23 protein-coding genes are annotated in these 24,569 nt (G+C 65.6%); 15 read left to right on the top strand and 8 right to left on the bottom strand.

Going from position 1 to position 24,569, the window contains the following annotated elements; genetic code table 11:
* The first annotated feature begins 56 nt into the window (after window positions 1-56).
* From P6U24_RS30895 to P6U24_RS30875, 5 genes are read left to right on the top strand one after another with little or no spacing between them, the layout of a single operon-like run.
* Entirely contained in the window at window positions 57-1,007 is a 951-nt protein-coding gene (locus tag P6U24_RS30895; RefSeq protein ID WP_407156200.1) for an ABC transporter permease, read from the top strand.
* Window positions 1,004-1,888, top strand: a complete 885-nt coding sequence (locus P6U24_RS30890; RefSeq protein ID WP_407156199.1) for an ABC transporter permease — start codon at window positions 1,004-1,006, stop codon at window positions 1,886-1,888. The genes P6U24_RS30895 and P6U24_RS30890 overlap by 4 nt, the downstream gene beginning before the upstream one ends.
* 2 nt (window positions 1,889-1,890) lie before the next feature.
* On the top strand, window positions 1,891-2,904 hold the full coding sequence (locus tag P6U24_RS30885) for an ABC transporter ATP-binding protein (RefSeq protein ID WP_407156198.1): 1,014 nt from the start codon (window positions 1,891-1,893) through the stop codon (window positions 2,902-2,904).
* 5 nt (window positions 2,905-2,909) lie between these two features.
* A complete protein-coding gene (locus P6U24_RS30880) occupies window positions 2,910-3,947 on the top strand; it encodes an ABC transporter ATP-binding protein (RefSeq protein WP_407160651.1) in 1,038 nt (345 codons plus the stop codon).
* 30 nt (window positions 3,948-3,977) lie between these two features.
* The gene (locus P6U24_RS30875) at window positions 3,978-5,468 is read left to right on the top strand and encodes an ABC transporter substrate-binding protein (protein ID WP_407156197.1); all 1,491 of its coding nucleotides are present in this window, start codon (window positions 3,978-3,980) and stop codon (window positions 5,466-5,468) included.
* A 299-nt stretch (window positions 5,469-5,767) separates the two neighbouring features.
* Here the strand turns inward: P6U24_RS30875 and P6U24_RS30870 are convergent, their stop codons facing one another.
* Entirely contained in the window at window positions 5,768-6,622 is an 855-nt protein-coding gene (locus P6U24_RS30870; protein ID WP_407156196.1) for an NAD(P)-dependent oxidoreductase, read from the bottom strand.
* Between the two features lie 73 nt (window positions 6,623-6,695).
* The gene (locus tag P6U24_RS30865) at window positions 6,696-7,619 is read right to left on the bottom strand and encodes a LysR family transcriptional regulator (RefSeq protein ID WP_407156195.1); all 924 of its coding nucleotides are present in this window, start codon (window positions 7,617-7,619) and stop codon (window positions 6,696-6,698) included.
* 159 nt (window positions 7,620-7,778) lie between these two features.
* On the opposite strand from P6U24_RS30865, the gene P6U24_RS30860 reads away from it, so the two are divergent.
* Genes P6U24_RS30860 through P6U24_RS30825 form a run of 8 tightly spaced genes read left to right on the top strand, consistent with a single transcriptional unit; the run spans window position 7,779 to window position 16,463 of the window.
* Window positions 7,779-8,840 carry a class 1 fructose-bisphosphatase gene (locus tag P6U24_RS30860; protein ID WP_407156194.1) on the top strand — a complete coding sequence of 354 codons (1,062 nt, stop codon included), beginning with the start codon at window positions 7,779-7,781 and terminating at the stop codon, window positions 8,838-8,840.
* Between the two features lie 34 nt (window positions 8,841-8,874).
* On the top strand, window positions 8,875-9,750 hold the full coding sequence (locus tag P6U24_RS30855) for a phosphoribulokinase (RefSeq protein ID WP_407156193.1): 876 nt from the start codon (window positions 8,875-8,877) through the stop codon (window positions 9,748-9,750).
* Window positions 9,747-11,771: a transketolase gene (tkt, locus tag P6U24_RS30850; protein ID WP_407156192.1), complete on the top strand. Its 2,025-nt coding sequence runs from the start codon at window positions 9,747-9,749 to the stop codon at window positions 11,769-11,771. Before P6U24_RS30855 ends, tkt begins: the two co-directional genes overlap by 4 nt.
* A 23-nt stretch (window positions 11,772-11,794) precedes the next feature.
* On the top strand, window positions 11,795-12,877 hold the full coding sequence (gene fba, locus P6U24_RS30845; protein ID WP_407156191.1) for a class II fructose-bisphosphate aldolase: 1,083 nt from the start codon (window positions 11,795-11,797) through the stop codon (window positions 12,875-12,877).
* 35 nt (window positions 12,878-12,912) lie between these two features.
* Window positions 12,913-14,373 carry a form I ribulose bisphosphate carboxylase large subunit gene (locus tag P6U24_RS30840; RefSeq protein ID WP_407156190.1) on the top strand — a complete coding sequence of 487 codons (1,461 nt, stop codon included), beginning with the start codon at window positions 12,913-12,915 and terminating at the stop codon, window positions 14,371-14,373.
* Between the two features lie 13 nt (window positions 14,374-14,386).
* Window positions 14,387-14,809: a ribulose bisphosphate carboxylase small subunit gene (locus P6U24_RS30835; protein ID WP_407156189.1), complete on the top strand. Its 423-nt coding sequence runs from the start codon at window positions 14,387-14,389 to the stop codon at window positions 14,807-14,809.
* Entirely contained in the window at window positions 14,809-15,741 is a 933-nt protein-coding gene (cbbX, locus tag P6U24_RS30830) for a CbbX protein (RefSeq protein ID WP_407160650.1), read from the top strand. Before P6U24_RS30835 ends, cbbX begins: the two co-directional genes overlap by 1 nt.
* Window positions 15,738-16,463 (top strand): HAD-IA family hydrolase, encoded by a 726-nt coding sequence (locus P6U24_RS30825; protein ID WP_407156188.1) that lies wholly within the window; start codon window positions 15,738-15,740, stop codon window positions 16,461-16,463. Before cbbX ends, P6U24_RS30825 begins: the two co-directional genes overlap by 4 nt.
* 110 nt (window positions 16,464-16,573) lie before the next feature.
* Here the strand turns inward: P6U24_RS30825 and P6U24_RS30820 are convergent, their stop codons facing one another.
* Window positions 16,574-17,287: an LrgB family protein gene (locus P6U24_RS30820; RefSeq protein WP_407156187.1), complete on the bottom strand. Its 714-nt coding sequence runs from the start codon at window positions 17,285-17,287 to the stop codon at window positions 16,574-16,576.
* Window positions 17,259-17,681: a CidA/LrgA family protein gene (locus tag P6U24_RS30815; RefSeq protein WP_407156186.1), complete on the bottom strand. Its 423-nt coding sequence runs from the start codon at window positions 17,679-17,681 to the stop codon at window positions 17,259-17,261. Before P6U24_RS30815 ends, P6U24_RS30820 begins: the two co-directional genes overlap by 29 nt.
* Window positions 17,682-17,793: 112 nt before the next feature.
* Between P6U24_RS30815 and P6U24_RS30810 the strand changes: the two genes are divergently transcribed.
* Window positions 17,794-18,681, top strand: coding sequence for a LysR family transcriptional regulator (locus tag P6U24_RS30810; protein ID WP_407156185.1), 888 nt, complete (start codon window positions 17,794-17,796; stop codon window positions 18,679-18,681).
* A gap of 84 nt (window positions 18,682-18,765) precedes the next feature.
* Here P6U24_RS30810 and P6U24_RS30805 read toward each other — a convergent pair whose 3' ends face one another.
* The 4 genes from P6U24_RS30805 to P6U24_RS30790 all read right to left on the bottom strand — a co-directional run bounded on the left by P6U24_RS30805 (window position 18,766) and on the right by P6U24_RS30790 (window position 23,244).
* Window positions 18,766-19,524, bottom strand: coding sequence for a hypothetical protein (locus tag P6U24_RS30805; RefSeq protein WP_407156184.1), 759 nt, complete (start codon window positions 19,522-19,524; stop codon window positions 18,766-18,768).
* Between the two features lie 669 nt (window positions 19,525-20,193).
* Window positions 20,194-20,940 (bottom strand): SDR family NAD(P)-dependent oxidoreductase, encoded by a 747-nt coding sequence (locus tag P6U24_RS30800; protein WP_407156183.1) that lies wholly within the window; start codon window positions 20,938-20,940, stop codon window positions 20,194-20,196.
* Between the two features lie 9 nt (window positions 20,941-20,949).
* A complete protein-coding gene (locus tag P6U24_RS30795) occupies window positions 20,950-21,867 on the bottom strand; it encodes a polysaccharide deacetylase family protein (protein ID WP_407156182.1) in 918 nt (305 codons plus the stop codon).
* Window positions 21,868-21,951: 84 nt separating this feature from the next.
* The gene (locus tag P6U24_RS30790; protein WP_407156181.1) at window positions 21,952-23,244 is read right to left on the bottom strand and encodes an MFS transporter; all 1,293 of its coding nucleotides are present in this window, start codon (window positions 23,242-23,244) and stop codon (window positions 21,952-21,954) included.
* 254 nt (window positions 23,245-23,498) lie between these two features.
* Here P6U24_RS30790 and P6U24_RS30785 point away from each other — a divergent pair, with 254 nt between their 5' ends.
* Window positions 23,499-24,329, top strand: coding sequence for a lytic transglycosylase domain-containing protein (locus P6U24_RS30785; protein ID WP_407156180.1), 831 nt, complete (start codon window positions 23,499-23,501; stop codon window positions 24,327-24,329).
* The last annotated feature ends 240 nt before the right edge of the window (window positions 24,330-24,569 follow it).

Raw genomic sequence — 24,569 nt, 5'->3', positions numbered from 1 at the left:
GGCAGCGGGACATGTTGGATCGTTCCGGGGATTAGTGCGAGATCCGAGATCACCGAATGAGCGTGTTCGTCCTGCGGCGATTCCTCACTCTGCTGGCCACCCTGGTCGGCGCGTCGCTGGTCATCTTTCTGGTGCTGGATGCCTTGCCCGGCAATGCCGCGCAGATGCTGATGGGCGCGGATGCCTCGCCCGACGCCGTTCGTGCGCTCACCGTCAAGCTCGGACTCGACCAGCCGCTGCTCACGCGCTACGTCCACTGGGTCGGCGGCATGCTGGTGGGCGATCTCGGCAACAGCTATGCCTACGGCACGCCGGTCGCAGGCCTGATCGCCGAGCGGCTGTCGCTGACGATCCCGCTCGCGATCCTGTCGACGGCGATCACGGTGGTGCTGGCGCTCGCCGCCGGCATCTATACCGCCGCCAACCACAACAGGCTCGGCGATGTCGGTGTGATGTCGCTGACCCAAATCGGTATCGCGCTGCCGAATTTCTGGTTCGCGATTCTGCTGATCCTGCTGTTCGCGGTGAAGCTGCAATGGCTATCCGCCGGCGGCTTTGCCGGCTGGGACGATGGCATCTGGCCGGGCCTGAAATCGCTGCTGCTGCCGGCCATCTCGCTTGCGGTGGTGCAGGCTGCGATCCTGGCGCGGGTGACACGCTCGGCGGTGCTCGAGGTGCTGCGCGAGGATTTCGTGCGCACCGCGCGCGCCAAGGGGCTAAGCCGGCGCGAGGTGCTCTGGCAGCACGTGCTGCGCAACGCCATGATCCCGGTCATGACCGTGATGGGCCTGCAATTCGCCAATCTGCTGGCCGGCACCATCGTGATCGAGAACGTGTTCTATCTGCCCGGGCTCGGCCGGCTGATCTTTCAGTCGATCGCCAATCGCGACCTGATCGTGGTGCGCAACTGCGTCATGCTGCTCGCAGGCATGGTGGTCGTCGTCAACTTCGTGGTCGATGTGCTCTACGCCTATATCGACCCGCGGATCAAGGTGCACGACCTGTGAGCTCATCCCCGACGATCGCGCTGGCGCCGGCCGCAGCCGTAGGCGCGAACAGCTTCTGGCGCCGCGCGCTGCGCCACCGCAGCTTCGTGCTCGGCGGCGTGCTCTGCCTTGCGGTGCTCTTCGCCGCACTGCTCTCGCTGGTCTGGACGCCATGGCCCGCCTACGACCTCGACGTCGCCGCCAAGCTGAAGCCGCCGTCGGCGTCGCATTGGCTCGGCACCGACGTGCTCGGGCGCGACATCGTCTCGCTGCTCTTGGTCGGCGCCCGCGCGACCATCCTGGTCGGCATCATCGCTGTCGGCATCGGGCTGTCGTTCGGTGTCTGCCTTGGGCTGCTCGCGGCCGCACGCCGCGGCTGGACCGAAGAGCTCATCATGCGCATGAGCGATTTCACCTTTGCCTTTCCCGCCGTGCTGTCGGCGATCATGCTGGCTGCGGTGGTCGGACCGGGCATGGTGACGTCGATCACTGCGATCGGCATCTTCCAGATTCCGGTGTTCGTGCGCGTGACCCGTGGCTCGGCCGGCGCGATCTGGGCGCGCGAATTCGTTCTCGCCGCGCGCGCCTCGGGCAAGGGCCGCTTTCGCATCACCATCGAGCATGTGTTGCCGAACATCATGTCTGTCCTGATCGTGCAGGCGACGATCCAGTTTGCGCTCGCGATTCTCGCCGAAGCCGCATTGTCCTATCTCGGGCTCGGCACCCAGCCGCCGACGCCGTCCTGGGGGCGCATGCTGAACGACGCGCAGAGCCTGCTGTTCCAGTCGCCGATGCTCGCGGTCTATCCGGGTGTGGCGATCGCGATCGCCGTGCTCGGCCTCAACCTGCTCGGCGACGGATTGCGCGACCTGCTCGATCCCAGACTCTCACGCGAGCGCTGAGCATGAGCCACGCAAACGACAGGCCCCTGATCGCGGTGGAGGGTCTCGGCATCTCGCTCAACACCAGCCGCGGCCGAGCGCTAGCGGTGCGGGAGGTGTCCTTTACGCTCCGGCGCGGCGAGACGCTCGGGCTGGTCGGCGAGTCCGGCTGCGGCAAGTCGATCACCGCGCTGGCATTGATGGGGCTATTGCCGGACAGCGCCGTCATCAGCGGCAGCGTCAAGCTCGACGGCGGCGAGCTCGTCGGGTTGTCCGATCCCGATTATTGCCGGCTGCGCGGCAACCGCATCAGCATGATCTTCCAGGAGCCGATGACCGCGCTCAATCCGATGCACACGATCGGACGCCAGGTGGCCGAGCCGCTGCGCCGGCACAAGAAGCTCTCGGCTGCTGAGGCCCGCGAGCAGGCGATCGCGCTGCTCGATCGTGTCGGCCTGCCGGATGCGGCGAGGCGCGTCGATGCCTATCCGCACCAGTTCTCCGGCGGCCAGCGCCAGCGCGTCACCATCGCGATGGCGCTCGCCTGCCAGCCGGATGTGCTGATCGCCGATGAGCCGACCACCGCGCTCGACGTCACGATCCAGCGCCAGATCCTCGACCTCATCGCTGATCTCGTCGAGGAGCGCGGCATGGCGATGATCCTGATCAGCCACGATCTCGGCGTCATCGCCGAGAATGTCCGCCGCATGATGGTGATGTATGGCGGCACCGTGGTCGAGAGCGGCACCACCGAGCAGGTGTTCTCGCGCATGGGTCATCCCTATACGCAAGGCCTGTTTCGCGCCCGGCCGCGGCTCGGCGCCAAGAAAGGCACGCGGCTCAGGACCATTGCCGGCACCGTGCCTGAATTGGCCGATCTACCTGACGGCTGCACCTTTGCCGATCGTTGTCCCCTGGTGATCGAGCGCTGTCGTGCAGCATTGCCGGCTGCGTTCGATATCGGCGGCGGTCATCGCGTGCGCTGCATCCGCACCGATGTCTCGATGGCGGGCGCCGTCGCGGAGGCCGGCGCATGACGCAAATGCCCGACGTGCCACTGCTCGAGGTGAACGATCTGGTGCGGCGCTATGCGCTGCCGCGCGAAAGCCTGCTGCGTGCGCCGGGAGAGGTGCTGGCGCTCAATGGTGTTTCGGTGCGGGTGATGGCCGGGCGGAGCTTAGGGGTGGTCGGCGAGTCCGGCTCGGGCAAGTCGACCTTCGCGCGGCAGGTTATGGCGCTGGAGCGGCCGACCTCCGGCTCCGTGCTGCTCTCGGGACGCGATCTCGCTGCGTTGCGCCCCGATGAACTGCGCCGCGCCCGCCGCGACTTCCAGATGGTGTTCCAGGATCCCTATGGCTCGCTCGATCCGCGCCAGACCATCGCGCGCATCGTCGCCGAGCCGCTGACCGCACTCGGCAAGCTCGATCGCGCCACTTTGCGCGAGCGCGTCGCTGGTGTGCTGCGCCAGGTCGGTTTGCGCGACGCTGACATGGACAAGTATCCGCATGAGTTCTCCGGCGGTCAGCGTCAGCGCATCGCCATCGCCCGTGCGCTGATCACGCAGCCGAAGCTGATCGTCGCCGACGAGCCGGTCAGCGCGCTCGACGTGTCGGTGCAGGCGCAGGTGCTGAACCTACTGCAGGACCTGCAGGAGCAGTTCGGTCTGAGCTACATCCTGATCAGCCATGATCTCGCCGTGGTGGACTACCTCTGCGACGAGGTCGCGGTGATGTATCTCGGCCGGATCGTCGAGCAGGGCAGCCCGGAAGATCTGTTCGCGCGCTGCGCTCATCCCTATACGCGCGCGCTGCTGGACGCCGTGCCGCGCGCGCAGGCCGGCGCGGTCAGGCGGCGCCGCGAGGTCTTTGCCACGGCCTCGCAGTCGGCCGCGAGCCGCGGCTGCGCCTATGCGCCGCGCTGTCCGCTGGCCGATCAGCATTGCCGCGACGTCGCGCCGCAGTTGCGCGAGATCGGTCCGAACCATTTGGCCGCCTGCCACAAGGCCGAAGCCGTGATGACGCTGCCGACGGTCGCTGCGGGGGCCGCCTCGGCCCTTGTGCCGGACCAGCGCGATGCGTAACCTCAATAATTAGTCCGGGGGAGTTGAAGCATGCTGAAGAGACTATCGATCATCGCCGTTGCAATGGCATTCGCCGCGACAGCGCTGCCTGCGCAGGCGCAGAGCAAGAAGGACAGCGTCGTCATGGCGATGACGCTGGAGCCGCCGGGACTCGATCCCACCACGGCGGCCGCCGCAGCGATCGCGGAGGTGACGCTCTACAACATCTATGAAACGCTGACCAAGATCAACGAGGACTCGTCGGTGTCGCCGCTGCTGGCCGCGAGCTGGCAGGCTTCGCCCGATCTGAAGACCTACACGTTCAAGCTGGTCAAGGGTGTCAAGTTCCAGAACGGCGAGCCGTTCGATTCATCGGCGGTGAAATTCTCCTTCGATCGCGCCGCGGCGCAGACCAGCACCAACAAAGACAAAGCGTTGTTTCAGAGTTTCGAGCGTGTCGACGCACCCGATGCCGAGACCGTCGTGATCGCGCTCAGGAATGCCGAGCCGAACCTGCCGTTCCTGCTGGGTCAGGCGAGCGCCGCGATCATCGAGCCGAAGAGTGCGAGCACGGACGCGACGCAGCCGATCGGCACCGGGCCCTACACTTTGGGGGCTTGGGCCAAGGGCTCGTCGATCACGCTGAACAAGTGGCCTGATTATCGCAACGCCGCCGCAATCAAGCTTTCCAAAGTAACGATCCGCTTCATCTCCGATCCCTCGGCACAGGTCGCAGCATTGCTGTCCGGTGACGTCGACGCGTTTCCCCGCGTCTCGGCCGGGCGGAGCCTGGCGCAGTTCAAGGCCGACCCGCGTTTCACCGTGCTGATCGGCGGCTCCAAGGCGAAGGCCATCGTCACCATCAACAACAAGAAGAAGCCGCTCGACGACGTTCGCGTCCGCCGCGCCATCCTGGCCGCGATCGATCGCAAGGCGATGATCGAGGGCGCCGCCGACGGTCTGGGTACGCCGATCGGCAGCTTCTACGTGCCGGGCTCGCTCGGTTATGTCGACACCACCGATATCAACCCCTACGATCCGGAGAAGGCGAAGAAGCTGCTCACAGAGGCCGGCGTCACCACGCCGCTCGAGCTCAGCCTCAAGCTGCCGCCGCCGGCTTACGCGCGGCAGGGCGGCGAGGTGCTCGCCGCCGAGCTCGCCAAGGTCGGCATCATCGCCAAGATCGAGAATCTGGAATGGGCGGCGTGGCTGTCGCAGGTCTTCAATGGCCCCCACAATTTCGACCTCACCATCGTCGCGCATGTCGAGCCGTTCGACCTAGTGAAGTTCACCGAGCCCAACTATTATTTCGGCTATCATTCCGACGCGTTCGACAAGCTCTATCAAAAAATCGTCGCCACGCCAGATCAAGCCGAGCGCGCCAAGCTGCTCGGCGATGCCCAGCGCATGCTGGCGACCGATGCTGCGGCCGGCTTCCTCTACCAGCCGCAATACATCACCATCGCGAGCAAGAAGCTGAAGGGCCTGTGGAAGGACGTGCCGCAGTTCGAGAACGATTTCTCGAGCTGGTCCTGGGAGTAGGCGGACGCCAAATCGGCGGTGCACTCGCTGTCCCTAAAAGCACGGTCGAATATGACAGGATGTGGCCGGGAGCACTTTCTCACGGAGCCGTCCATCGGGAAGCATCGCTGTCACTGCGGCTCTCTTCAACCTCGGCCCGCTTGCGGGGAGAGGTTGGATTGCATCGAAAGACGCAATCCGGGTGAGGGGGTACAGATTTAACTATTCACACTGATCGTGCGTCTGCCTCACCCCGTAAGAACGGCGAGAGGGGCGCACTTCGAGCTGGGCTAGTGTCGCGAGCCGCAATTTCCTCTCTCTCACTCCCTTCCCTCACCCGCCCTCCACAGCGCATCGAGGCCGGCGCGATAGGTCGGATAGGCCAGCGCGACGCCGAGCTCTTGCTTCATCCTGATGTTCCTGACCCGCCGGTTGCTCGCATAAAAGCTCCGCGCCATCGGCGACAGCTCGGCGCTCTCGAACGGTTGCTCGGGCGGTGGCGCCATGCCCATCAGGTCGGCGGCATAGGCGATCACGTCCTGCGGCGGCGCCGGCTCGTCGTCGCAGATGTTCCAGAGGCCGCCGTGCTCGCGCACGATCGCGCCCATGATCGCGCGGGCGATATCGTCGGCATGGATGCGGTTGAACACCTGCCCGCGTTTGACGATGCGCCGGGCGCGGCCACGCCGCAGCTCCACGAGGGCATTGCGGCCGGGACCATAGATGCCGGCCAGCCGCAACACGGCGAGCCGGTCACCAAGCAGCTCGCGCCAGCGCCGCTCGACCGCAAGCCGCGAGGCCGTGCGATCGAGCTCCGGCTGCGGCGCAGTGTCCTCGTCGATCCACGCGCCGCCGTGGTCGCCATAGACGCCGATCGTGGAGAGGTAGATCACGCGCCGGGCAGCGCCGCCAGCGATGGTCGCTGCAAAGGCGCCGAGCACGTCGTCTCCAGCGGGGCCGGGCGGCGCGGAGATCAGGATGACCTCCGCAGTCGCCGCCCTAGCCAGCGTCTCGGACAAGGCTGCGCCACCATCGAACAGATCGATATCCAGCGCGCCAAGCTGCGCGCGCTTCTCGGCGCTGCGCACCGTGCCCGAGATGCTGTCGAAGGCGGAGCGCTGTGTGGCGATCAGGCGGCCGGCGGTGTAGCCGACACCAATGATGAAGAGCTTCATGCGATCAGGTCATTCCCTGCACGCGGCATGAGGTTGCCGCTGCGTTGAGGTTCTGCCGACATGATAGCACGCGTCAACCCGGCAGATACCGCGCGCCTTCCTTGCCGAGAAAATCGAGCATCGCCTCCGCTGGTGGCAGCAGCACCTTGTCGGCGCGCCGGATCGCGTGCCACTGCCGGATCAGGGGCAGCCCTGGCACCTTGAGCGCGACCAGGCGGCGATCGGCAAGCTCGTGCGAGACCGTATGCTGCGAGATGAAGGCGATGCCGAGGCCGGCGATCACGGCCTGCTTGATGGTCTCGTTGCTGTCCATTTCCATGCCGATCGTGGGCTGCAGATCGTTCTTCTGGAAGAAGCCCTGCATCAGCATGCGCGTGCCGGAGCCGACCTCGCGGGTGATGAAGACTTCGCCAGCCAGCTCGGCCAGGGCGACCGGCTTCCTGCGCGCCGCCAGCGGATGGTCTGACGCGGCGATGATGACATGCGGATGCTTGCCAAGCAGCCGCATCTCGACCTGCAGATCCTCCGGCGGCCGGCCCATGATGGCGATGTCAAGATCATAGCCGCGCAGCGCCTCGCGGATATCCTCGCGGTTGCCGATACGCAAGGACACGTCGATCTTGGGAAAGCGCCGCGAGAAGGCGGCGATTGCGAAGGGCACGAAATATTTCGCGGTCGAGACCGCCCCGATCGAGACCCGGCCGCCGCTCCGGCCGGCGATCATGTCGAGCGTCTGCTCGCAATCGAGCAGCGCCGCCTCGACGCGCTCGGTCAGCGCCAGCACGCTGCGGCCGGCATCGGTCAGGACCATGCCGTCGCCGGTGCGCTGAATCAGCGGCAGCCCGGCCAGCTCCTGCAGGTTGCGGATCTGCAGCGTCACCGCGGGCTGGGTCAGATGCAGGCGGCCGGCCGCCGACGTCACCGATCCCGCCTGCTGAACGGCAGCGAGCGCGCGGAGCTGGCGGATGGTCAGGTCGCGCGAAAAGTGCCGCGCCATCGGGGTGTTCCTCTCATAAGCAAAACTTTGGCTGATCCAAAGATAAACAAATTTCACTAATTGAGCAATTCGCGCGTTGATAGGCGCAAGGGGGAAGCGGCGCCGGTCGGATGCCGCAGCGTCAAGTCCTGCCGAACAGGGCGACGAAGGGAGCGGCACATGGATCAGCGTTTGGATCAGCGTCTGGATCAACGCCCGACATTGCATGCCCATCTCGCGGCGTCGCCGCAAGCGCAGGAGTCCGGCGCGGCCTGTGCCGCGATCGTCGCGGCGCTTGCGGGCGCAGCACGCAGCCTCGCCGGCGTCATCGCCGCAGGTCCGCTCGGCAGCGCGATGGGAGAGGCCGGCAGCATGAATGGCGACGGCGATGTGCAGAAGGAGCTCGATCTCGTCGCCGACGAGATGATGCGCCGGGCGCTGCAGATGGTGCCGGTCGCAGGTTTACTGTCAGAGGAGGGCAGGGGGCCCGAAATCGTCGATGCAACCGCGCCGTTCTGCGTCGCCCTCGACCCGCTCGACGGCTCGGCCAATCTGCAGAACAACATCTCGGTCGGCACCATCTTCTCGATCCGGCCGCGCGCGCGCGACGTCATCTCCAGCTTCTTCGAGCCTGGCACCGCGCAGCGTGCGGCCGGCTTCTTCATCTATGGCCCGCAGACCTGCCTCGTGCTCGCGCTCGACCGCCGCGTCGACCTGTTTGTGCTGCATCCGGCGAGCGGCGAGTTCATGCTGGTCCAGCGCGGTCTGCGCATCCCGCCGGATACAGCAGAATTCGCCATCAACGCCTCCAACCGCCGCCACTGGAACGGGGCGGTGCGCAACTACATCGACGAATGCCTGATGGGGGCTGCCGGTCCGCGCGGCTGCGACTTCAACATGCGCTGGATCGCTTCGCTGGTCGCGGAGGCCTATCGCATCCTGATGCGCGGCGGCGTCTTTCTCTATCCGGCCGATGCGCGCCCCGGCTATCGCGAGGGACGGCTGCGGCTGGTCTATGAGGCGCACCCGATGGCGCTGATCATGGAATGGGCCGGCGGCGCCGCCTCCAACGGCCGCTCGCGCACCCTCGAACTGTCGGCCCGCACGCCCCACCAGCGCGCGCCCTTAATCATGGGCGATGCGCGCGCCGTGCGCGACGTCGACATGCTGAGCGAGGGCATCGAGCCGCTGTACGAAAGCGGCGACGCGCCGCTGTTCGCGCGCCGCGGCCTGTTCCTTTGAGCGAGATCGAGAGCAGATCCCGGGGAGAGATCACATGTCGCGCCGCCATCCCATCATATCCATCACCGGCTCCTCGGGCGCCGGCACCACCTCGGTGAAGAAGACCTTCGAGAACATCTTCCGCCGCGAGAACGTCAATGCCGCCTATATCGAAGGCGACGCGTTTCATCGCTACGACCGCGAGGAGATGCGCCGCAAGATGGTCGAGGAGCAGGAGCGCGGCAACAAGCATTTCAGCCATTTCAGCCCCGACACCAATCTGTTCGAGGAATTGGAGAAGACGTTCCGCGACTATGCCGAAACCGGCACCGGCATGACGCGCCACTATGTGCATGACGAGGAGGAGGCGCAGCTCTATGGCGGACGCCCCGGCACCTTCACCGAATGGACGCGGCTGCCGGAGGACTCCGATCTGCTGTTCTACGAGGGGCTGCACGGCGCCGTCGTCACAGACAAGGTCAACATCGCCAAGCATGCCGACCTGAAGATCGGCGTCGTGCCCGTCATCAACCTCGAATGGATCCAGAAGCTGCATCGTGACCGCGCCTCGCGCGGCTATTCGACCGAGGCGGTGACCGACACCATCCTGCGGCGGATGCCGGACTACATTCATTACATCTGCCCGCAATTCACCGAGACCGACATCAACTTCCAGCGCGTGCCGACGGTCGATACCTCGAACCCATTCATCGCGCGCTGGATCCCGACGCCGGACGAATCGATGGTCGTGATCCGCATGAAGAACCCGCGCGGCATCGACTTCCCCTATCTGCTCTCCATGATCCCGCAGAGCTTCATGTCACGTGCCAATTCCATCGTGATCCATGGCGCCAAGCTCGATCTCGCGATGCAGCTCATCCTCACCCCGCTGATCCTGCAATTGATGGAACGAAAGAGGCGCACGCTATGACTGCAATTGCCCTGCAAACCGTGGCTCCGAACACTGCTCCCAGCCATGCCGAGCTGGCCAATGCCGTGCGTTTCCTCGCCATCGACGCGGTGGAGAAGGCCAAATCGGGTCATCCGGGCATGCCGATGGGCATGGCCGATGTCGCCACCGTGCTATTCTCGCGCTTCCTGAAATTCGATCCCGCAGATCCCAGTTGGCCGGATCGCGACCGCTTCGTGCTGTCGGCCGGCCACGGCTCGATGCTGCTGTATGCGCTGTTGCATCTGACCGGCTACGAGGCCGTCACGCTCGATCAGCTCAAGTCTTTCCGGCAATGGGGATCGAAGACGCCGGGCCATCCGGAATACGGCCACACACCGGGTGTCGAGACCACGACAGGACCGCTCGGCCAGGGGCTTGCGACCGCTGTCGGCATGGCGCTGGCCGAGCGCATGATGAATGCGCGCTATGGCGATGATCTCGTCGATCACTACACCTACGTGATATCAGGCGATGGCTGCCTGATGGAAGGCATCAGCCACGAGGCGATCTCGCTCGCTGGCCACCTCAAGCTCAATCGCCTGATCGTGTTGTTCGACGATAACGGCATCTCGATCGACGGCAGCACGCAGCTCTGCTGCTCGGACGATCAGCTCGCGCGCTTTGCGGCGTCCGGCTGGGCCACATGCCGGATCGACGGGCATGATCCCGCGGCCGTCGAAGCGGCGATTGCGGCGGCGCGCACCAGCCACGGCCCGAGCCTGATCGCCTGCCGCACCACCATCGGCTTCGGCTCGCCGGGACGGCAGGGCTCGGAAAAGGCGCATGGCGCGCCGCTGGGTGCGGAGGAGATCGAGAAGACGCGCGCAGCGCTCGATTGGCCGTACCAGCCATTCGAGATTCCTCCCCAAATTCTTGCCGGCTGGCGTGCCATCGGCGCGCGCGGTCAGGTTGCGCGCCAGGCCTGGATCGAGCGTTCGCGGCGCCTCAGCGGCAATGGCCGGTCGGCCTGCCATGATGCGCTGAACCGGAAACTGCCTGCGGCCTATGCCGCGGCGATGGCGGCGCTGGTCGCGCAGCTCGCGGAGGAGCGGCCGGCAATCGCAACGCGCCAGGCGTCGCAACGCGTGATCGATGCGATCGCGCAGGTGCTGCCAAACCTGCTTGGCGGCTCCGCCGACCTCACCCACTCGAACCTGACACGAGCGAAGACGCAGACGCCCGTCATGCCCGATGCGATGGATGGCAACTACGTCCATTATGGGGTGCGCGAGCACGCGATGGCGGCTGCGATGAACGGCATCGCGCTGCACGGCGGTTTCATCCCCTATGGCGGCACCTTCCTGGCGTTCGCCGATTACAGCCGCCCGGCGATCCGGCTCGCGGCGCTGATGGGCCTGCGCGTCATCCATGTGATGACGCATGACTCGATCGGGCTCGGCGAGGACGGGCCGACGCATCAGCCGGTCGAGCATCTGGCCGCGTTGCGTGCCATTCCCAACCTCTTGGTGTTTCGCCCGGCGGATGCGGTCGAGACCGCGGAAGCCTGGGACTGCGCGCTGCGCGCCGAGACGCAGCCCTCCGTGCTGTGCCTGTCGCGACAGGCGCTGCCGGCATTCCGCGGCGATGCCACCAGCGAGAACCGCGTCGCGCGCGGCGCCTATGTCGCCGTCGAGCCCGAAGCGGTGCGCGACGTTACGTTGATCGCAACCGGTTCCGAAGTCGCTATCGCGCTGGGCGCAGCCAGGCTGCTCGCCGCTGAGGGCGTGCACGCGGCCGTGGTCTCAGCCCCGTGTTTCGAACTGTTCCGCAAGCAGGGCGCCGATTACCGCGCCGAGGTGCTGGGCACCGCGCCGCGGGTTGGCGTCGAGGCTGCGATCGAGGGCGACTGGGCGCGCTGGCTCGGCGACGACGGCGAGTTCGTCGGCATGACGAGCTTCGGAGCGTCGGCGCCGGCGGAGGCGCTCTACCGCGAATTCGGCATCACGCCGGCGGCGGTCGCCGACGCCGCGATGCGCGGCATCATCCGCGCGCGCTCATAAGCGGCAACAGCAGGAGATAGAAAATGGCGAAGATCACCTTGAGGCAGCTGCTGGACCATGCGGCCGAGCGCGGCTACGGCGTGCCCGCCTTCAACATCAACAACATGGAGCAGGGGCTCGCGATCATGGAGGCGGCGGCCGCGGTCGATGCGCCCGTCATCCTGCAGGCCTCGCGCGGCGCGCGCTCCTATGCCGGCGACATCATGCTGGCGAAGATGATCGATGCGTTGGAGGAGATGTATCCGCAAATCCCGCTGTGCCTGCATCAGGATCACGGCAATGACGAAGCCACCTGCGCCACCGCGATCAGGCACGGCTTCACCTCGGTCATGATGGACGGCTCGCTGAAGGCCGATGCCAAGACCGCCGCGGACTACGACTACAATGTCGACATCACCCGCCGCGTCGTCGAGATGGCGCATTGGGTCGGCGCCTCCGTGGAGGGCGAGCTCGGCGTGCTCGGCTCGCTCGAACATGGCGGTGGCGAGCAGGAGGACGGCCACGGCATCGAAGGCCAGCTCAGTCACGATCAGCTGCTGACCGATCCGGCGCAGGCGGTCGACTTCGTCCGCGCGACCAAGGTGGATGCGCTCGCGGTCGCGATGGGCACCTCGCATGGCGCCTACAAGTTCTCGCGCAAGCCCGACGGCGACATCCTCGCCATGCATGTGATCGAGGAGATCCATCGGCGCCTGCCGAATACGCATCTGGTCATGCATGGCTCGTCCTCGGTGCCGCAGCCGCTGCAGGATATGTTCAATCAGTTCGGCGGCGAGATGCCGCAGACCTGGGGCGTGCCGGTCGAGGAGATCGTGCGCGGCATCAAGCACGGCGTGCGCAAGGTCAATATCGACACCGATTGCCGGCTGGCGATGGCCGCGGTGTTCCGCAAGGTCGCGACGCAGACCAGAGGCGAGTTCGATCCGCGCAAATTCCTGAAGCCGGCGATGGACGAGATGCGCAGCCTCTGCCGCGAGCGGTTCGAGCAGTTCGGCACCGCCGGCAACGCCTCGCGCATCAAGGTGATTCCGCTGGCCGAGATGGCGCGGCGCTATCGCAGCGGCGCGCTCGATCCGCAGGTCGAGGCAATGACCGCAGCCGCGTGAGGACGCGGGCCACAGACAAGCACGAGGAGGAAGAGATGAACGACCAGTCGATCACGGTGCGTGGCAAGGATCGCTACAAGTCCGGCGTGATGGAATATAAGCGCATGGGCTATTGGGAGCCCGGCTATCAGCCGAAGGACACCGATGTCATCGCCCTGTTCCGGGTGACGCCGCAGGACGGCGTCGATCCGACCGAGGCCTGCGCCGCGGTCGCCGGCGAATCCTCGACCGCGACCTGGACCGTGGTGTGGACCGATCGGCTCACGGCGGCGGAGAAATATCGCGCCAAGTGCTATCGCGTCGATCCGGTGCCGGGTTCGCCAGGTGTCTACTTCGCGTACATTGCCTATGATCTCGACCTGTTCGAGCCGGGCTCGATCGCCAATCTCACGGCCTCCATCATCGGCAACGTGTTCGGCTTCAAGCCGCTGAAGGCGCTGCGGCTGGAGGACATGCGCCTGCCGGTCGCCTATGTGAAGACGTTCCAGGGCCCCGCGACCGGCATCGTGGTCGAGCGCGAGCGGCTCGACAAGTTCGGCCGGCCGCTGCTCGGGGCGACGGTCAAGCCGAAGCTCGGCCTCTCCGGGCGCAATTACGGCCGCGTCGTCTACGAAGCACTGAAGGGCGGGCTCGATTTCACCAAGGACGACGAGAACATCAACTCGCAGCCCTTCATGCATTGGCGCGAGCGCTTCCTCTATTGCATGGAGGCGGTGAACAAGGCGCAGGCCGCGACCGGCGAGATCAAGGGCACTTACCTGAACGTCACCGCGGCGACCATGGAGGACATGTATGAGCGCGCGGAGTTCGCCCGCGAGCTTGGCTCCTGCATCATCATGATCGATCTCGTGATCGGCTACACCGCGATCCAGTCGATGGCGAAGTGGGCGCGCAAGCACGACATGATCCTGCATTTGCATCGCGCAGGTCACTCGACCTACACGCGGCAGCGCTCGCATGGCGTGTCGTTCCGCGTCATCGCCAAATGGATGCGGCTCGCCGGCGTCGATCACATCCATGCCGGCACCGTGGTCGGCAAGCTCGAAGGCGATCCGAACACCACGCGCGGCTACTACGACATATGCCGCGAGGACTTCAATCCGATGCGGCTCGAGCACGGCGTGTTCTTCGACCAGAACTGGGCCAGCCTCAACAAGCTGATGCCAGTCGCCTCCGGCGGCATTCACGCCGGGCAGATGCACCAGTTGCTCGATCTGCTTGGCGAGGACGTGGTGCTGCAGTTCGGCGGCGGCACGATCGGCCATCCGCGCGGCATCCAGGCGGGCGCCACTGCCAACCGCGTCGCGCTCGAGGCGATGATCCTCGCCCGCAACGAGGGCCGCGACTACGTCCATGAAGGCCCCGAGATTCTCGCGCGCGCCGCACAGAGTTGCACGCCACTACGCGAGGCGCTCGAAGTCTGGAAGGACGTCACCTTCAACTACGAATCGACCGACACGCCGGACTTTGTTCCCACCGTCACGGCTGCGGTCTGAAGAGGAGATTACCATGCGCGTCACCCAGGGTTGCTTCTCGTTCCTGCCTGATTTGACCGACGAGCAGATTACGGCCCAGGTCCAGTATTGCCTTGACCGGGGCTGGGCTGTTAACATCGAGTTCACAGACGATCCGCATCCACGCAATACCTATTGGGACATGTGGGGATTGCCGATGTTCGACCTGCGCGATGCCGCTGGCATCATGCGTGAGCTCGCCGAATGCCGGCGCATCTATGGCGACCGCTATATCCGCGTCTCGGGCTTCGATTCTTCACATGGCTGGGAGTCGGTGCGCATCTCCTTCATCGTTAACCGGCCGAAACAGGAACCGGGCTTCCGGCTCGACCGTCAGGAAACCGTCGGGCGCAATCTTCGTTATGCGACGAAGTCCTATGCGACCGAGCGGCCGGAAGGGGAGCGGTATCAACCATGATGGAAGCTGCCGCTCAACTTGGCTCAGCGGATACGGCGCCGATCGACGCCATCGACCTGCGCCGCGAGTTCGAGGATGTCGAGATTGCGCCCGTGCTGGCGCAGCTCGACCGCGAGCTGGTCGGGCTCGCACCGGTGAAGACCCGTATCCGCGAGATCGCTTCGCTTTTGCTCGTCGAGCGCATCCGGCAGAAGATGGGTCTTGCGACCACGTTTCCCACGCTGCACATGTCATTCACCGGCAATCCCGGCACCGGCAAGACCACGGTGGCGCTCCGCATGGCCGGCATCCTGCACCGGCTCGGCTTCGTGCGCCGTGGCCACGTCATCAGCGTCACCCGCGACGATCTGGTCGGGCAATATATCGGGCACACCGCGCCGAAGACCAAGGAAGTGCTGAAGAAGGCAATGGGCGGCGTGCTGTTCATTGACGAGGCCTATTACCTCTATCGTCCGGAGAACGAGCGCGACTACGGCCAGGAGGCGATCGAGATCCTGCTGCAGATCATGGAACAGCAGCGCGAGGACCTCGTCGTGATCCTCGCCGGCTATGGCGACCGGATGGAGAAATTCTTCCAGAGCAATCCGGGCTTCCGCTCGCGCATCGGTCATCACATCGACTTTCCGGATTATTCCTCCGGCGAGCTGCTGACGATCGCCGAGCTGATGCTGGAGGAGCAGAACTACCGCTTCACGCCGGAGGCCCGCGCCGCGTTCGAGCGCTACATCGCCGTGCGCCGGATGCAGCCGCTGTTCTCCAATGCCCGCTCGATCCGCAACGCGCTCGACCGCATCCGCCTGCGCCAGGCGAACCGTCTGGTGTCGCGGCTCGATCGGGTGCTGACCGCGGCGGAGGTGACCTCGATCGAGGCGGCGGACGTGCTGGCGAGCCGCGTGTTTACCAGGCCGGAAGCTGTGGAGATGCAGCCATGAGCGCCATGCCGGCCGCGACGACATCGCCTCTTGCCGAGGCGCGGCGCCGGCTGGCAGAGGCGACCGCGCTGATCTTCGATATCGACGGCACGCTGGCCGAGACCGAGGAGCTGCATCGCGCCGCGTTCAACGAGGCCTTCGTGCAGGTCGGGCTCGACTGGCACTGGGGCCGGCGCATCTATCGCGATCTGTTGCGGGTGGCCGGCGGCAAGGAGCGCATCCGCGCCTTCGACCAGATGCGGCGCTCCGGCCCACCGCTCTCGGACAAGGCGATCGCCGAGCTGCATCAGGTCAAGACCGAGCGCTTCGCGGCGCTGATGGCCGCTGCGACTTGCCCCTTGCGACCGGGTGTTCATACGCTGCTCGATGCGGCACGCGCGCGCGGCCAGAAGCTTGCCATCGCCACCACGACGACACGGATCAATATCGATGCGCTGCTCGAGAAGACACTCGGCGCGCGCTGGGAGGGGCTGTTCGCCGCCGTCGTCGCGGCCGACGACGTTCCGCGCAAGAAGCCGGCGCCCGACGCCTATTTCGAGGCGCTGTCGCAGCTCGATCTGCCCGCGAGCGCTTGCCTTGCGTTCGAGGATTCCGGAAACGGCCTGCTCTCCGCGGTGCGCGCCGGCATTCCCTGCATCGTCACCCGAAGTCGTTACTTCAGCGACGACGATTTCACCGGCGCACTCGCCGTGGTCGACGAGCTGACGGAGCTTTGTGCCTGACGTCATTGCGAGGGGCGCAGCCCCGAAGCAATCCAGACTTCCTTCTTGGCGCTGGATTGCTTCGCTTGCGCTCGCAATGACGGCGTAGTTGGACTCGCGCCTTCCGCCGCTCAGCGCATCAGTGCGGCGAGCACTGGGGCCAGCGCCACGTTCATCAGCCCGACCAACACCATCACGAGGCCTGCGATTGCGCCTTCCTCGCGGCCGAGCTGGTGCGCGCGCGCCGTGCCGGCGCCATGCGCGCCGACGCCAAACGAGGCTCCCATGGCAATGCGCGAGCGCAGCGGCAGCCGCGCCAGCACGACGTCGCCAACCGCAGCGCCGAACAGGCCGGTGAGAACGACAAACACGGCAGTGAGATCGGGTATGCCGCCGATCTCGCCCGACACCTCCATCGCGAACGGCGTCGAGATCGAGCGCGGCAGCAGGCTCAAGCGCAGCGCGCCGTCGATGCCGAGCAGGTAGGCCAGGGCCCAGCTCGTGATCACGGCGGTGAGGCTGCCCGCGATCATGCCGACCAGCAGCAGCGGCCAGCGGCGACGGATCAGCGCGCGCTGCTCATAGATCGGCACCGCGAAAGCGACCGTCGCAGGTCCCAGCAGCGCTACCAGCCAATGCGTTCCGCGAATGTAGTCGCGGTAGGAGACGTGGAGCATCAGCGCCGCGATCATCAAGAGCGCCGGTGTCACGCCGAGCGGCATCAGCCACCAGCGCGGCCAGCGGCGGTGCAGTCGCTTGGCGCCGAAATAGAGCATGATGGTCGCGAGCGACCAGGCAACCGCTTGGACCAACGGCTCACGCCACAGCGTTGGCAGCACGCTCATCACGCTCGGTCCAGCGGTAGAACAGATCGACCGTCAGCGCGGTCACGCTCATCACCGCGACGGTGCTGAGGACGATGACGGTGAGGATCTTCAGCCCCATCAGGCCGAGCAGCTCGCTGTGGTCGAGCAGCGCCAGCACGGCCGGTACGAAGAACAGCAGCATCTCGGCCAGCAGCCAGTTGGCGCCGCGCTTCATGCTGCCGATGTGCAGGCCCCGGACGCCGAGCGCCAGCAGCGCCAGGCCCATGCCGATGATGCTGCCGGGCAGCGGTAATCCGGTGATCCGGACCAGCTCTTCGCCGGCCAGCCAGAACGCGGCCACCAGCGCGAGCTGAGCCGGTCGGCTGCGGCGCAGGAGACGGCGGAGCTGAAAGGAAATGCTGCGCTGCACCATGAGGGGTCCTTCCGATTGCGGCAATGCAGCAAAATCATATATCGCGGCGCAATATGTACAAAGCGAATTGATTGAATGCATTAAAGTCGCAGATGGAATAGAACTGCCCTCCATGGAACTCAGAACCTTGAAAAGCTTCGTCGAGGTCGTCCGCCAAGGCGGCTTCTCCCAGGCCGCGAAGGTTGTCTTCGCCACACAGTCGACCGTCAGCAAAGCGGTGAAGCAGCTCGAGGATGAGCTCGGCCTGCCGCTGCTCGACCGCCTCGGCCACAAGAGCCGGCTGACCGCGGCCGGCGAGATCGTCTATCGCCGTGCCGTCCGGCTGCTCACCGAGCGCGACGACCTGCAGGCCGAGCTCGAGGAATTGCGCGGCCTGAAGCGCGGCGTGCTGCGGCTCGGCCTGCCGCCGATCGGCTCCGCGACCTTGTTCGCGCCGCTGTTTGCGCTCTATCGCCAGCGCTTTCCGGAGATCGAAATCCGGCTCTCCGAGCATGGCAGCGACCGGCTCAACGAGCTGCTCGCCGCCGGCGAGATCGACTTTGCCGGGCTGCTGCCGCCGATCGCCGACGAGTTCGCCTCGCAGGTCGTGCGCCGCGAGCCGCTGATGGTGCTGGTCGCGGCCGATCACCCCTTGGCCGCCTGCGAGAGTGTCACGCTCCTCGACCTGCGCGAGACGCCGTTCATCCTGTTCGAGGCAGGCTTTGCGCTCAATCGCGTCATCCGCGATGCCTGCCGCCGCAACGGCTTCGAGCCGATCGTGGCAGCGCGCAGCACGCAGATCGACTTCATTGCGGAGCTCGCCGGCGCCGGCCTTGGCGTTGCCTTCCTGCCGAAGATGATCGCGGCCCAGCGCACGCAGGTGCCGATTCATCTTGCTCTCCTGGATGAACCCGGCACCGAATGGACACTGGCAATGGCCTGGCGCCGCGGCGCCTATCTCTCACCCGCCGCTGCAGCTTGGCTGCGGTTGTTGAAAGAGAGGGGCGGGGAGGGAGCTTGAGCTACATGTTCGCGAGCTATTGCGCAGTGAGCGGTGGGCTCCCTCGCCCCGCTTGCGGGGAGAGGTTAGGAGAGCCTGCCCGCCTCAGAACCCGACGTTCTCGTCGCGATAGAACGTATTGAGGATGGTGATGCGCGGCGCCGTCGTTTTCACCTTCGGCCGGCCGTGCCAGCTCATCTGCTTCAGCGTGTGATAAGCTTTCAGCACCACGAAGGCGTAGCCGACATTGGGCAGGAACGGGATCGTCTTCACCGGCTCCAGGCAATAGGAGCCGACGTGGAACAGGCCCTTGAGCGAAGCCTGGTAGAGCGTCGTGCCGAGATCCGCCTGGCTCTCGTCAGCCGGACAGTAGAGCTGCATCGTCACGACCTTTTTGCGCGTGTCCGGATGCGGCTTGATCTGGTAGCCGTCGGAATCCTTGTAGAGCACGGGCTTGGCGACCAGCTTCAGCTCATCCGGCCCGCTCACCTTGTCGCCCTTGGCGCGGATCACCAGCCCTTCATGCAGCTTGCGGCGGATCGCGTTCTCGACCTCCTTCGAGGTCAGCATCGCCGAGACCGCGGCCCACAATTCGCGCCGTGCCGGCTCGATGTGGCCGACATGCTCGCCATAGAGCCGCAGCGCCATGCGGGTCTGGTCGGCCTTGATCGGATCGTAGCCCTCCGAGGGGACATTGCCGATCAGCTCGCGATAGATGTCGGCGGGGAAGAAGTCCCGGAACACGATGTGCGGGAACGGCGTCAGGAAGCGGTCGGAAGCCTCGATGCTGGCAACGGCATGCGAGACCAGATTCCAACGGTCATCCGTCCGGTCAAGAACCGGCGCCTCAGCCAGTGCAGTCATTGGAGATCCCCCAAGCTAGATGCGTACGAATGGTCCGATTGAGTCGAAGGCGGCACTGGGCCAAGCCTGGAAACAACATACCACGCGCCGCGGAAACGGTCTTCTGGAAGTCGCGCATGCTGCCTGCCGCCGGACGCAATTGCAACCCGCCCGCCAGTTCCAACCATCACATTGTTGTTCTGGATAGAGTCTTTCCAAAATCTGGCAGACCTGCGCAGGCGTCGCGCGGCCCGTCGGGCAAAGCGTCGGCTTGAGGCGCGGATGATCGTCTCGATCGGCCGTTTTTCCGCCGGAATCATCTCGCGCCAATAGTCATGCATCAATACGTTCAGAGCCGATTGGCCGCCTCAAAGACCTGGTGTCATTCCGCGGCGCGACTAAGTCGCCAGTCCCATCTCCACAGGAGGTCGTGCGGGCACGGACCGCTCCAGTCTGCCATCACCACATCCGCTCGGGCGTATGGAGTCCGGGCTCGCGCTAACGCGCGCCCCGGAATGACGATGTGGAGAGAGTGTGCTCTCTCGCATCGCGCGTCATTGCGGGGCGCATGCGCCGAAGCAATCCAGAATGTACCAGAGCAAAGGTTCGGGATTGCTTCGCGGAGCCTGTCATCCGGCCGCGCTTTGCGCGGACCGGGTGGCTCGCAATGACGGAGTTGGCAGCGCGCGCCTAACAATGCCACTGAAAGCCATCGACGACGAAATGCTGACCGGTCATGAACATATGCGCGCCGGTGGCGAGATAGCGCACGATGCTGGCCACGTCTTCCGGCGTGCCGACGCGGCCCATCGCGATGCCCGCGATCAGCTCGGCCTCGCGGCTTTCGAGCAGATCGCGCAGCAGCTCTGTCTTGATGATGCCGGGGCAGATCGCGTTCACGGCGACCTTCGGCCCGAGCTCCTTGGCGAGCGAGCGGGTCAGGCCAAGAATGCCGGCCTTGGCCGCCGCATAGGCGTGCTTGCTGACAGCACTGGTGACGCCACCGGACAGCGCGTTCAGGGACGAGATCGAGATGATGCGCCCACCAGTCTCCTGCTTCAGCATGATCGGCGCGGCGGCGTGGCAGTAGTTGAAGCAGCTCTTCAGGTTGACCGCGATCGCGCGGTCGAACTCCTCCTCTCTGATCTCGACGATCGGCTTCGGGCTCGGCGCGCCGGCATTGTTGAGCAGCACGTCGATCTGGCCCCATGTCGCGACGATCTCGTCGACGATCACGTGAGCATGTGTGAACGCGGCGGCATCGGCCTGGAAGGTCAGCGTGCGCGCGCCGTGCGCATCGATCTCGGCTGCGGTCGTGGCCATCTCGGGCTCGAGCAGGTCGACCAGCGCGATGTCGAAGCCTGCTTCGGCGAGAGCGAGCGCACAGGCGCGGCCGATGCCGCGCGCCGCGCCCGTGACCAGCGCAACCTTGCCCATCGAACGCCCTCAGTCCGCCGCGTGGTCGCGCGCGAAGCGGACCACGTCGGCATGGGTTGCGAACCAGACATCGCCCTTGGCCTGCGCGAGGCGAATCAGCTCCTCGATGATCCAAATCCGCGAGCGATAGCCGATGATATGCGGATGACAGGTCAGCTGGAAGATGCCGCCGTCCTCATAGGCCGCCTCGAACTCGCGCCGGAAAATGTCGAAGACATCGGTGGGCGGCGTGTAGGGGCGCAGGTTCTGGAAGCGCATCATCATGAAATAGGGCGCATCGTCCCTGATCCATTCCACTGGCAGCTCGATCACGCCGGTCGGCTCGCCGTCCTGCACGAGCTCGTAGCAGTCGACATCGGCCATCAGCGAGGAATCGTAGAGCAGCCCGGCCTCTTTCGTGATCTGCAATGTGGTGGGCGAGAAATCCCACGATGCGGTGCGCGCGCCGACGGGACGCACGCCGGTGGTCTTTTCCAGCACATCAGCCGCGCGCAGCATCAGGTCCTTCTCGGCCTCGTAGGGCAGCACCGAGTTGAGCTCGTGGATCCAGGAATGGATGCCGATCTCGTGTCCCTCGGCGATGACGCGGCGCTGCTCGTCGGGATAGAGCAGGGCGACCACGGCGGGCACGTAGAAGGTCGCGGGCACGGAGTGCTTCGCCAGCAGCTTCAGGACGGTGGGCACGCCGACGCGGTTGCCATATTGGCCCCAGGCCATGCGGCCGATCGACTTGCCGCCGTCGCGCAGCTCATTGGTCTCGTGATCGCTGTCGAAAGAGAGCGCGAAGGCGCAGCGCTTGCCGTCTTTCCAGGCCTTCGGGCGGAAGCTGCGACCGGCGCGGACGTGATTGACGAGGCCGCGCCAATGCGATTCCGGCCATTGCCAAGGTTCGAGTTTCGAAGGATCGAGCTTTGCCATCTCGCTCATGATCATGCTCCTCGGTTCGTTGGCGTTTCTATCGCATGCCTACATCAGCGGACTATCGGTCATGCACGGGCCTCTCGCTTTGCCTCAGCCGAGTTGACGTCCGCTGGTCTCGCTCAGCTTCCAGATGACTACGAGCGAGATCACCGCCGACGGCAGCAGATAGAGATAGGTCGGCGCCACCGGCGAACCGGTGACCTGGATCAGCCAGGTGGCGATGAACGGTGCGAAGCCGCCGAAGATCGCGACCGCGAGGCTATAGCCGGTCGACATCCAGGTCGAGCGCAGACGGGTCGGGAAGATCTCGGAGATCGCAGCCGGCCCCGCTCCGGAATAGAGCGCGAGCAGGATGCCGAAGAAGATCTGGATCGGCGCCACCAGCATGAGCCCGCCAGCCTTGCTCATCAAGGTGAACAGCGGCCAGGCCAGAAGTCCGATGCTGATCGCGCTCGCCATCAGCAGAGGCCGGCGGCCGACCTTGTCCGACAACGCGCCCCAGAGCGGCACTGCAATGATCATTGCGACCAGGCCGATCGTGTTCGACCACAGCGATTGCGATGGCGACAGGCCGGCGAAGCGCTGGGTGAAGCTCGGCATCCAGGCGAGCAGCGTGTAGTAGGCGACGGTCCAGAAGATGGTGAAGCCAAAGGCGAGCAGGCCGAGCGGCGCGCCGGCGACCGCTGGCTGCTCGGCGACGGCCTTCTTGCTTGCTTCATAGGACGGCGTCTCCTCGACGTTCTGGCGCAGATAGATGCCGACCACGAGCAGGACGGCGCCGAGCAGGAACGGCACGCGCCAGCCCCAGTCGAGCATCGCCTGCGCGCTCAGCGACGAGGTCAGAATGGCCGCGATGGCCGAGCCAAGCAGCGAGCCACCGGCGGTCGAGACCTGCTGGAAGCTGCCGAAAAAGCCGCGGCGGTGCGGCGGCGACCATTCGATCATGAAGGCTGTCGAGGTGCCCCATTCGCCGCCGGCGGCGACGCCCTGCAGGATGCGCAGCAGGACCAGCAGTGTCGGCGCCCAGATGCCGATGCTCTCATAGGAGGGAACCAGGCCGAGCCCGATGGTGCCGAACGCCATCAGGAAGATCGTCAGCACCAGCGCCGCCTTGCGGCCTTTGACGTCGCCGCGCCGGCCGATCACGATGCCGCCGAGCGGCCGCGCCAGGAAGCCGACGCCGTAAGCCGCGAAGGCGGCGAGCAGCGAGGCGGTCGGATCATTGCCGGGGAAGAACTTGGTTGCGATGAGCGAGGCGAGATAGGCGTAGACGCCGAAATCGTACCATTCGAGCAAATTGCCGATCGATGCGGCCCAGATCGCCTTATGCGACTTGTCGGCTGAATGCGCCAATGGTGCGCTCAGGATAGACGCTTCTGTCATCGATCGTACCTCGCTCCCACATGTTTGTTTCGTGACATTCAACCGCGCGATGCAGACGAAGTCGATAAGCAAGATGCGCGCCGTGCTGTCGCCGTGCCAGCGGTTGACGAGGCGATGCAGTGCGAAATAGCCTTGCTCGCCACGCAAGTACGCTCTCGCTGCGCGCAGAAGCTGCAGTGTGGAGCTTGTAAGTTTCGAAAACCGGGACCGGCGGGATCAGTCTGCGTCCGTTGGTCCCACGCCGGGAGAGATGAATGATCAAGGCTGGATATCTGGCAGGGGCTGCGCTGAAGGCCTTGCTACTACTGATAATGCTCGGGGGCGCCGCGCATGCCGCGCAATGCGGCAATGGGCCGGGCGGCTTCGAGGCCTGGAAGCGTGAGTTCGCCGAGGAGGCGCGTGCCAAGGGCATCGGTGCCAATGCCATCGGCGCGCTGATGCAGACCAACTATGCATCGGCCACGATTGCGGCCGATCGCAGCCAACGCAGCTTTGGCCTGTCGCTCGATGCGTTTCTGGCCAAGCGCGGCGCCGCCGCGATCGTCGCGCGCGGACGCGCGCTCAAGCAGTCGCAGGCGGCATTGTTCGCTTCGATCGAGCAGCGCTACGGCGTGCCGCCGGGACCGCTGATCGCGATCTGGGGCATGGAGACCGGCTTTGGCAGCCAGCGCGGCAACCAGCACATGCTCTCCTCGATCGCGACGCTGGCCTATGATTGCCGGCGGCCGGAGTTCTTCACCGATCAGCTCTACGCCGCGCTCAAGCTGATCGAGCGCGGCGCGATCTCGCCGTCGCAGCGCGGCTCGATGCATGGCGAGGTCGGCCAGACTCAGTTCATGCCGAAGACCATCCTGAACTACGGCACCGGCAATCTCGACGTCGCCGCGAACGCGCTGAGCTCGACGGCAAATTTCCTGCGCGCCAATGGCTGGCGTGCCGGCGCCGGCTACCAGCCGGGCGAGCCCAACTTTGCAGCGATCGAGGCCTGGAACGCGGCGGGCGTCTATCAGAAGGCGATCGCGCTGATGGGCCGCCAGATCGACGGCGGCGGCGCGGGGCGTGGTGCTGCGCGGGGTGAGGAGTAGGATGAAACAAAAGGGCGGCGCCTTGCAGCGCCGCCCTTCATTATATCAAATACATTAATTGAATTGATTAGTTGTTAGTTGAGAAGTGCGAGACCCTCTCGACGTCAAAGGGCTTACCCTCTCCCCTTGTGGGAGAGGGGGCCCGAGCGAAGCGAGGGCGGGTGAGGGGTCTCTCGCCGTGGAGACAGACCCCTCACCCGGCTCGCCGTCGCATCCGTGCCGGCGATCTACCCTCTCCCA

The organism is Bradyrhizobium sp. STM 3557, from assembly GCF_045571465.1.
In the GTDB taxonomy this organism is placed as follows: Bacteria; Pseudomonadota; Alphaproteobacteria; order Rhizobiales; family Xanthobacteraceae; genus Bradyrhizobium.
This window is presented reverse-complemented; position numbering and strand designations above follow the sequence as displayed.

What these genes read in the sequence shown, in the direction of transcription:
- P6U24_RS30885 (WP_407156198.1), top strand. Translation starts at nt 1,891, where the DNA reads ATGAGCCACGCAAACGACAGGCCCCTGATCGCGGTGGAGGGTCTCGGC.
- P6U24_RS30820 (WP_407156187.1), bottom strand. Translation starts at nt 17,287, where the DNA reads ATGAGCGTGCTGCCAACGCTGTGGCGTGAGCCGTTGGTCCAAGCGGTT.
- P6U24_RS30860 (WP_407156194.1), top strand. Translation starts at nt 7,779, where the DNA reads ATGGATCAGCGTTTGGATCAGCGTCTGGATCAACGCCCGACATTGCAT.
- P6U24_RS30865 (WP_407156195.1), bottom strand. Translation starts at nt 7,619, where the DNA reads ATGGCGCGGCACTTTTCGCGCGACCTGACCATCCGCCAGCTCCGCGCG.
- P6U24_RS30855 (WP_407156193.1), top strand. Translation starts at nt 8,875, where the DNA reads ATGTCGCGCCGCCATCCCATCATATCCATCACCGGCTCCTCGGGCGCC.
- P6U24_RS30835 (WP_407156189.1), top strand. Translation starts at nt 14,387, where the DNA reads ATGCGCGTCACCCAGGGTTGCTTCTCGTTCCTGCCTGATTTGACCGAC.
- P6U24_RS30895 (WP_407156200.1), top strand. Translation starts at nt 57, where the DNA reads ATGAGCGTGTTCGTCCTGCGGCGATTCCTCACTCTGCTGGCCACCCTG.
- P6U24_RS30825 (WP_407156188.1), top strand. Translation starts at nt 15,738, where the DNA reads ATGAGCGCCATGCCGGCCGCGACGACATCGCCTCTTGCCGAGGCGCGG.
- P6U24_RS30870 (WP_407156196.1), bottom strand. Translation starts at nt 6,622, where the DNA reads ATGAAGCTCTTCATCATTGGTGTCGGCTACACCGCCGGCCGCCTGATC.
- P6U24_RS30790 (WP_407156181.1), bottom strand. Translation starts at nt 23,244, where the DNA reads ATGACAGAAGCGTCTATCCTGAGCGCACCATTGGCGCATTCAGCCGAC.
- P6U24_RS30810 (WP_407156185.1), top strand. Translation starts at nt 17,794, where the DNA reads ATGGAACTCAGAACCTTGAAAAGCTTCGTCGAGGTCGTCCGCCAAGGC.
- P6U24_RS30800 (WP_407156183.1), bottom strand. Translation starts at nt 20,940, where the DNA reads ATGGGCAAGGTTGCGCTGGTCACGGGCGCGGCGCGCGGCATCGGCCGC.
- P6U24_RS30795 (WP_407156182.1), bottom strand. Translation starts at nt 21,867, where the DNA reads ATGAGCGAGATGGCAAAGCTCGATCCTTCGAAACTCGAACCTTGGCAA.
- fba (WP_407156191.1), top strand. Translation starts at nt 11,795, where the DNA reads ATGGCGAAGATCACCTTGAGGCAGCTGCTGGACCATGCGGCCGAGCGC.
- P6U24_RS30815 (WP_407156186.1), bottom strand. Translation starts at nt 17,681, where the DNA reads ATGGTGCAGCGCAGCATTTCCTTTCAGCTCCGCCGTCTCCTGCGCCGC.
- P6U24_RS30840 (WP_407156190.1), top strand. Translation starts at nt 12,913, where the DNA reads ATGAACGACCAGTCGATCACGGTGCGTGGCAAGGATCGCTACAAGTCC.
- P6U24_RS30880 (WP_407160651.1), top strand. Translation starts at nt 2,910, where the DNA reads ATGCCCGACGTGCCACTGCTCGAGGTGAACGATCTGGTGCGGCGCTAT.
- cbbX (WP_407160650.1), top strand. Translation starts at nt 14,809, where the DNA reads ATGGAAGCTGCCGCTCAACTTGGCTCAGCGGATACGGCGCCGATCGAC.
- P6U24_RS30805 (WP_407156184.1), bottom strand. Translation starts at nt 19,524, where the DNA reads ATGACTGCACTGGCTGAGGCGCCGGTTCTTGACCGGACGGATGACCGT.
- P6U24_RS30785 (WP_407156180.1), top strand. Translation starts at nt 23,499, where the DNA reads ATGATCAAGGCTGGATATCTGGCAGGGGCTGCGCTGAAGGCCTTGCTA.
- P6U24_RS30875 (WP_407156197.1), top strand. Translation starts at nt 3,978, where the DNA reads ATGCTGAAGAGACTATCGATCATCGCCGTTGCAATGGCATTCGCCGCG.
- tkt (WP_407156192.1), top strand. Translation starts at nt 9,747, where the DNA reads ATGACTGCAATTGCCCTGCAAACCGTGGCTCCGAACACTGCTCCCAGC.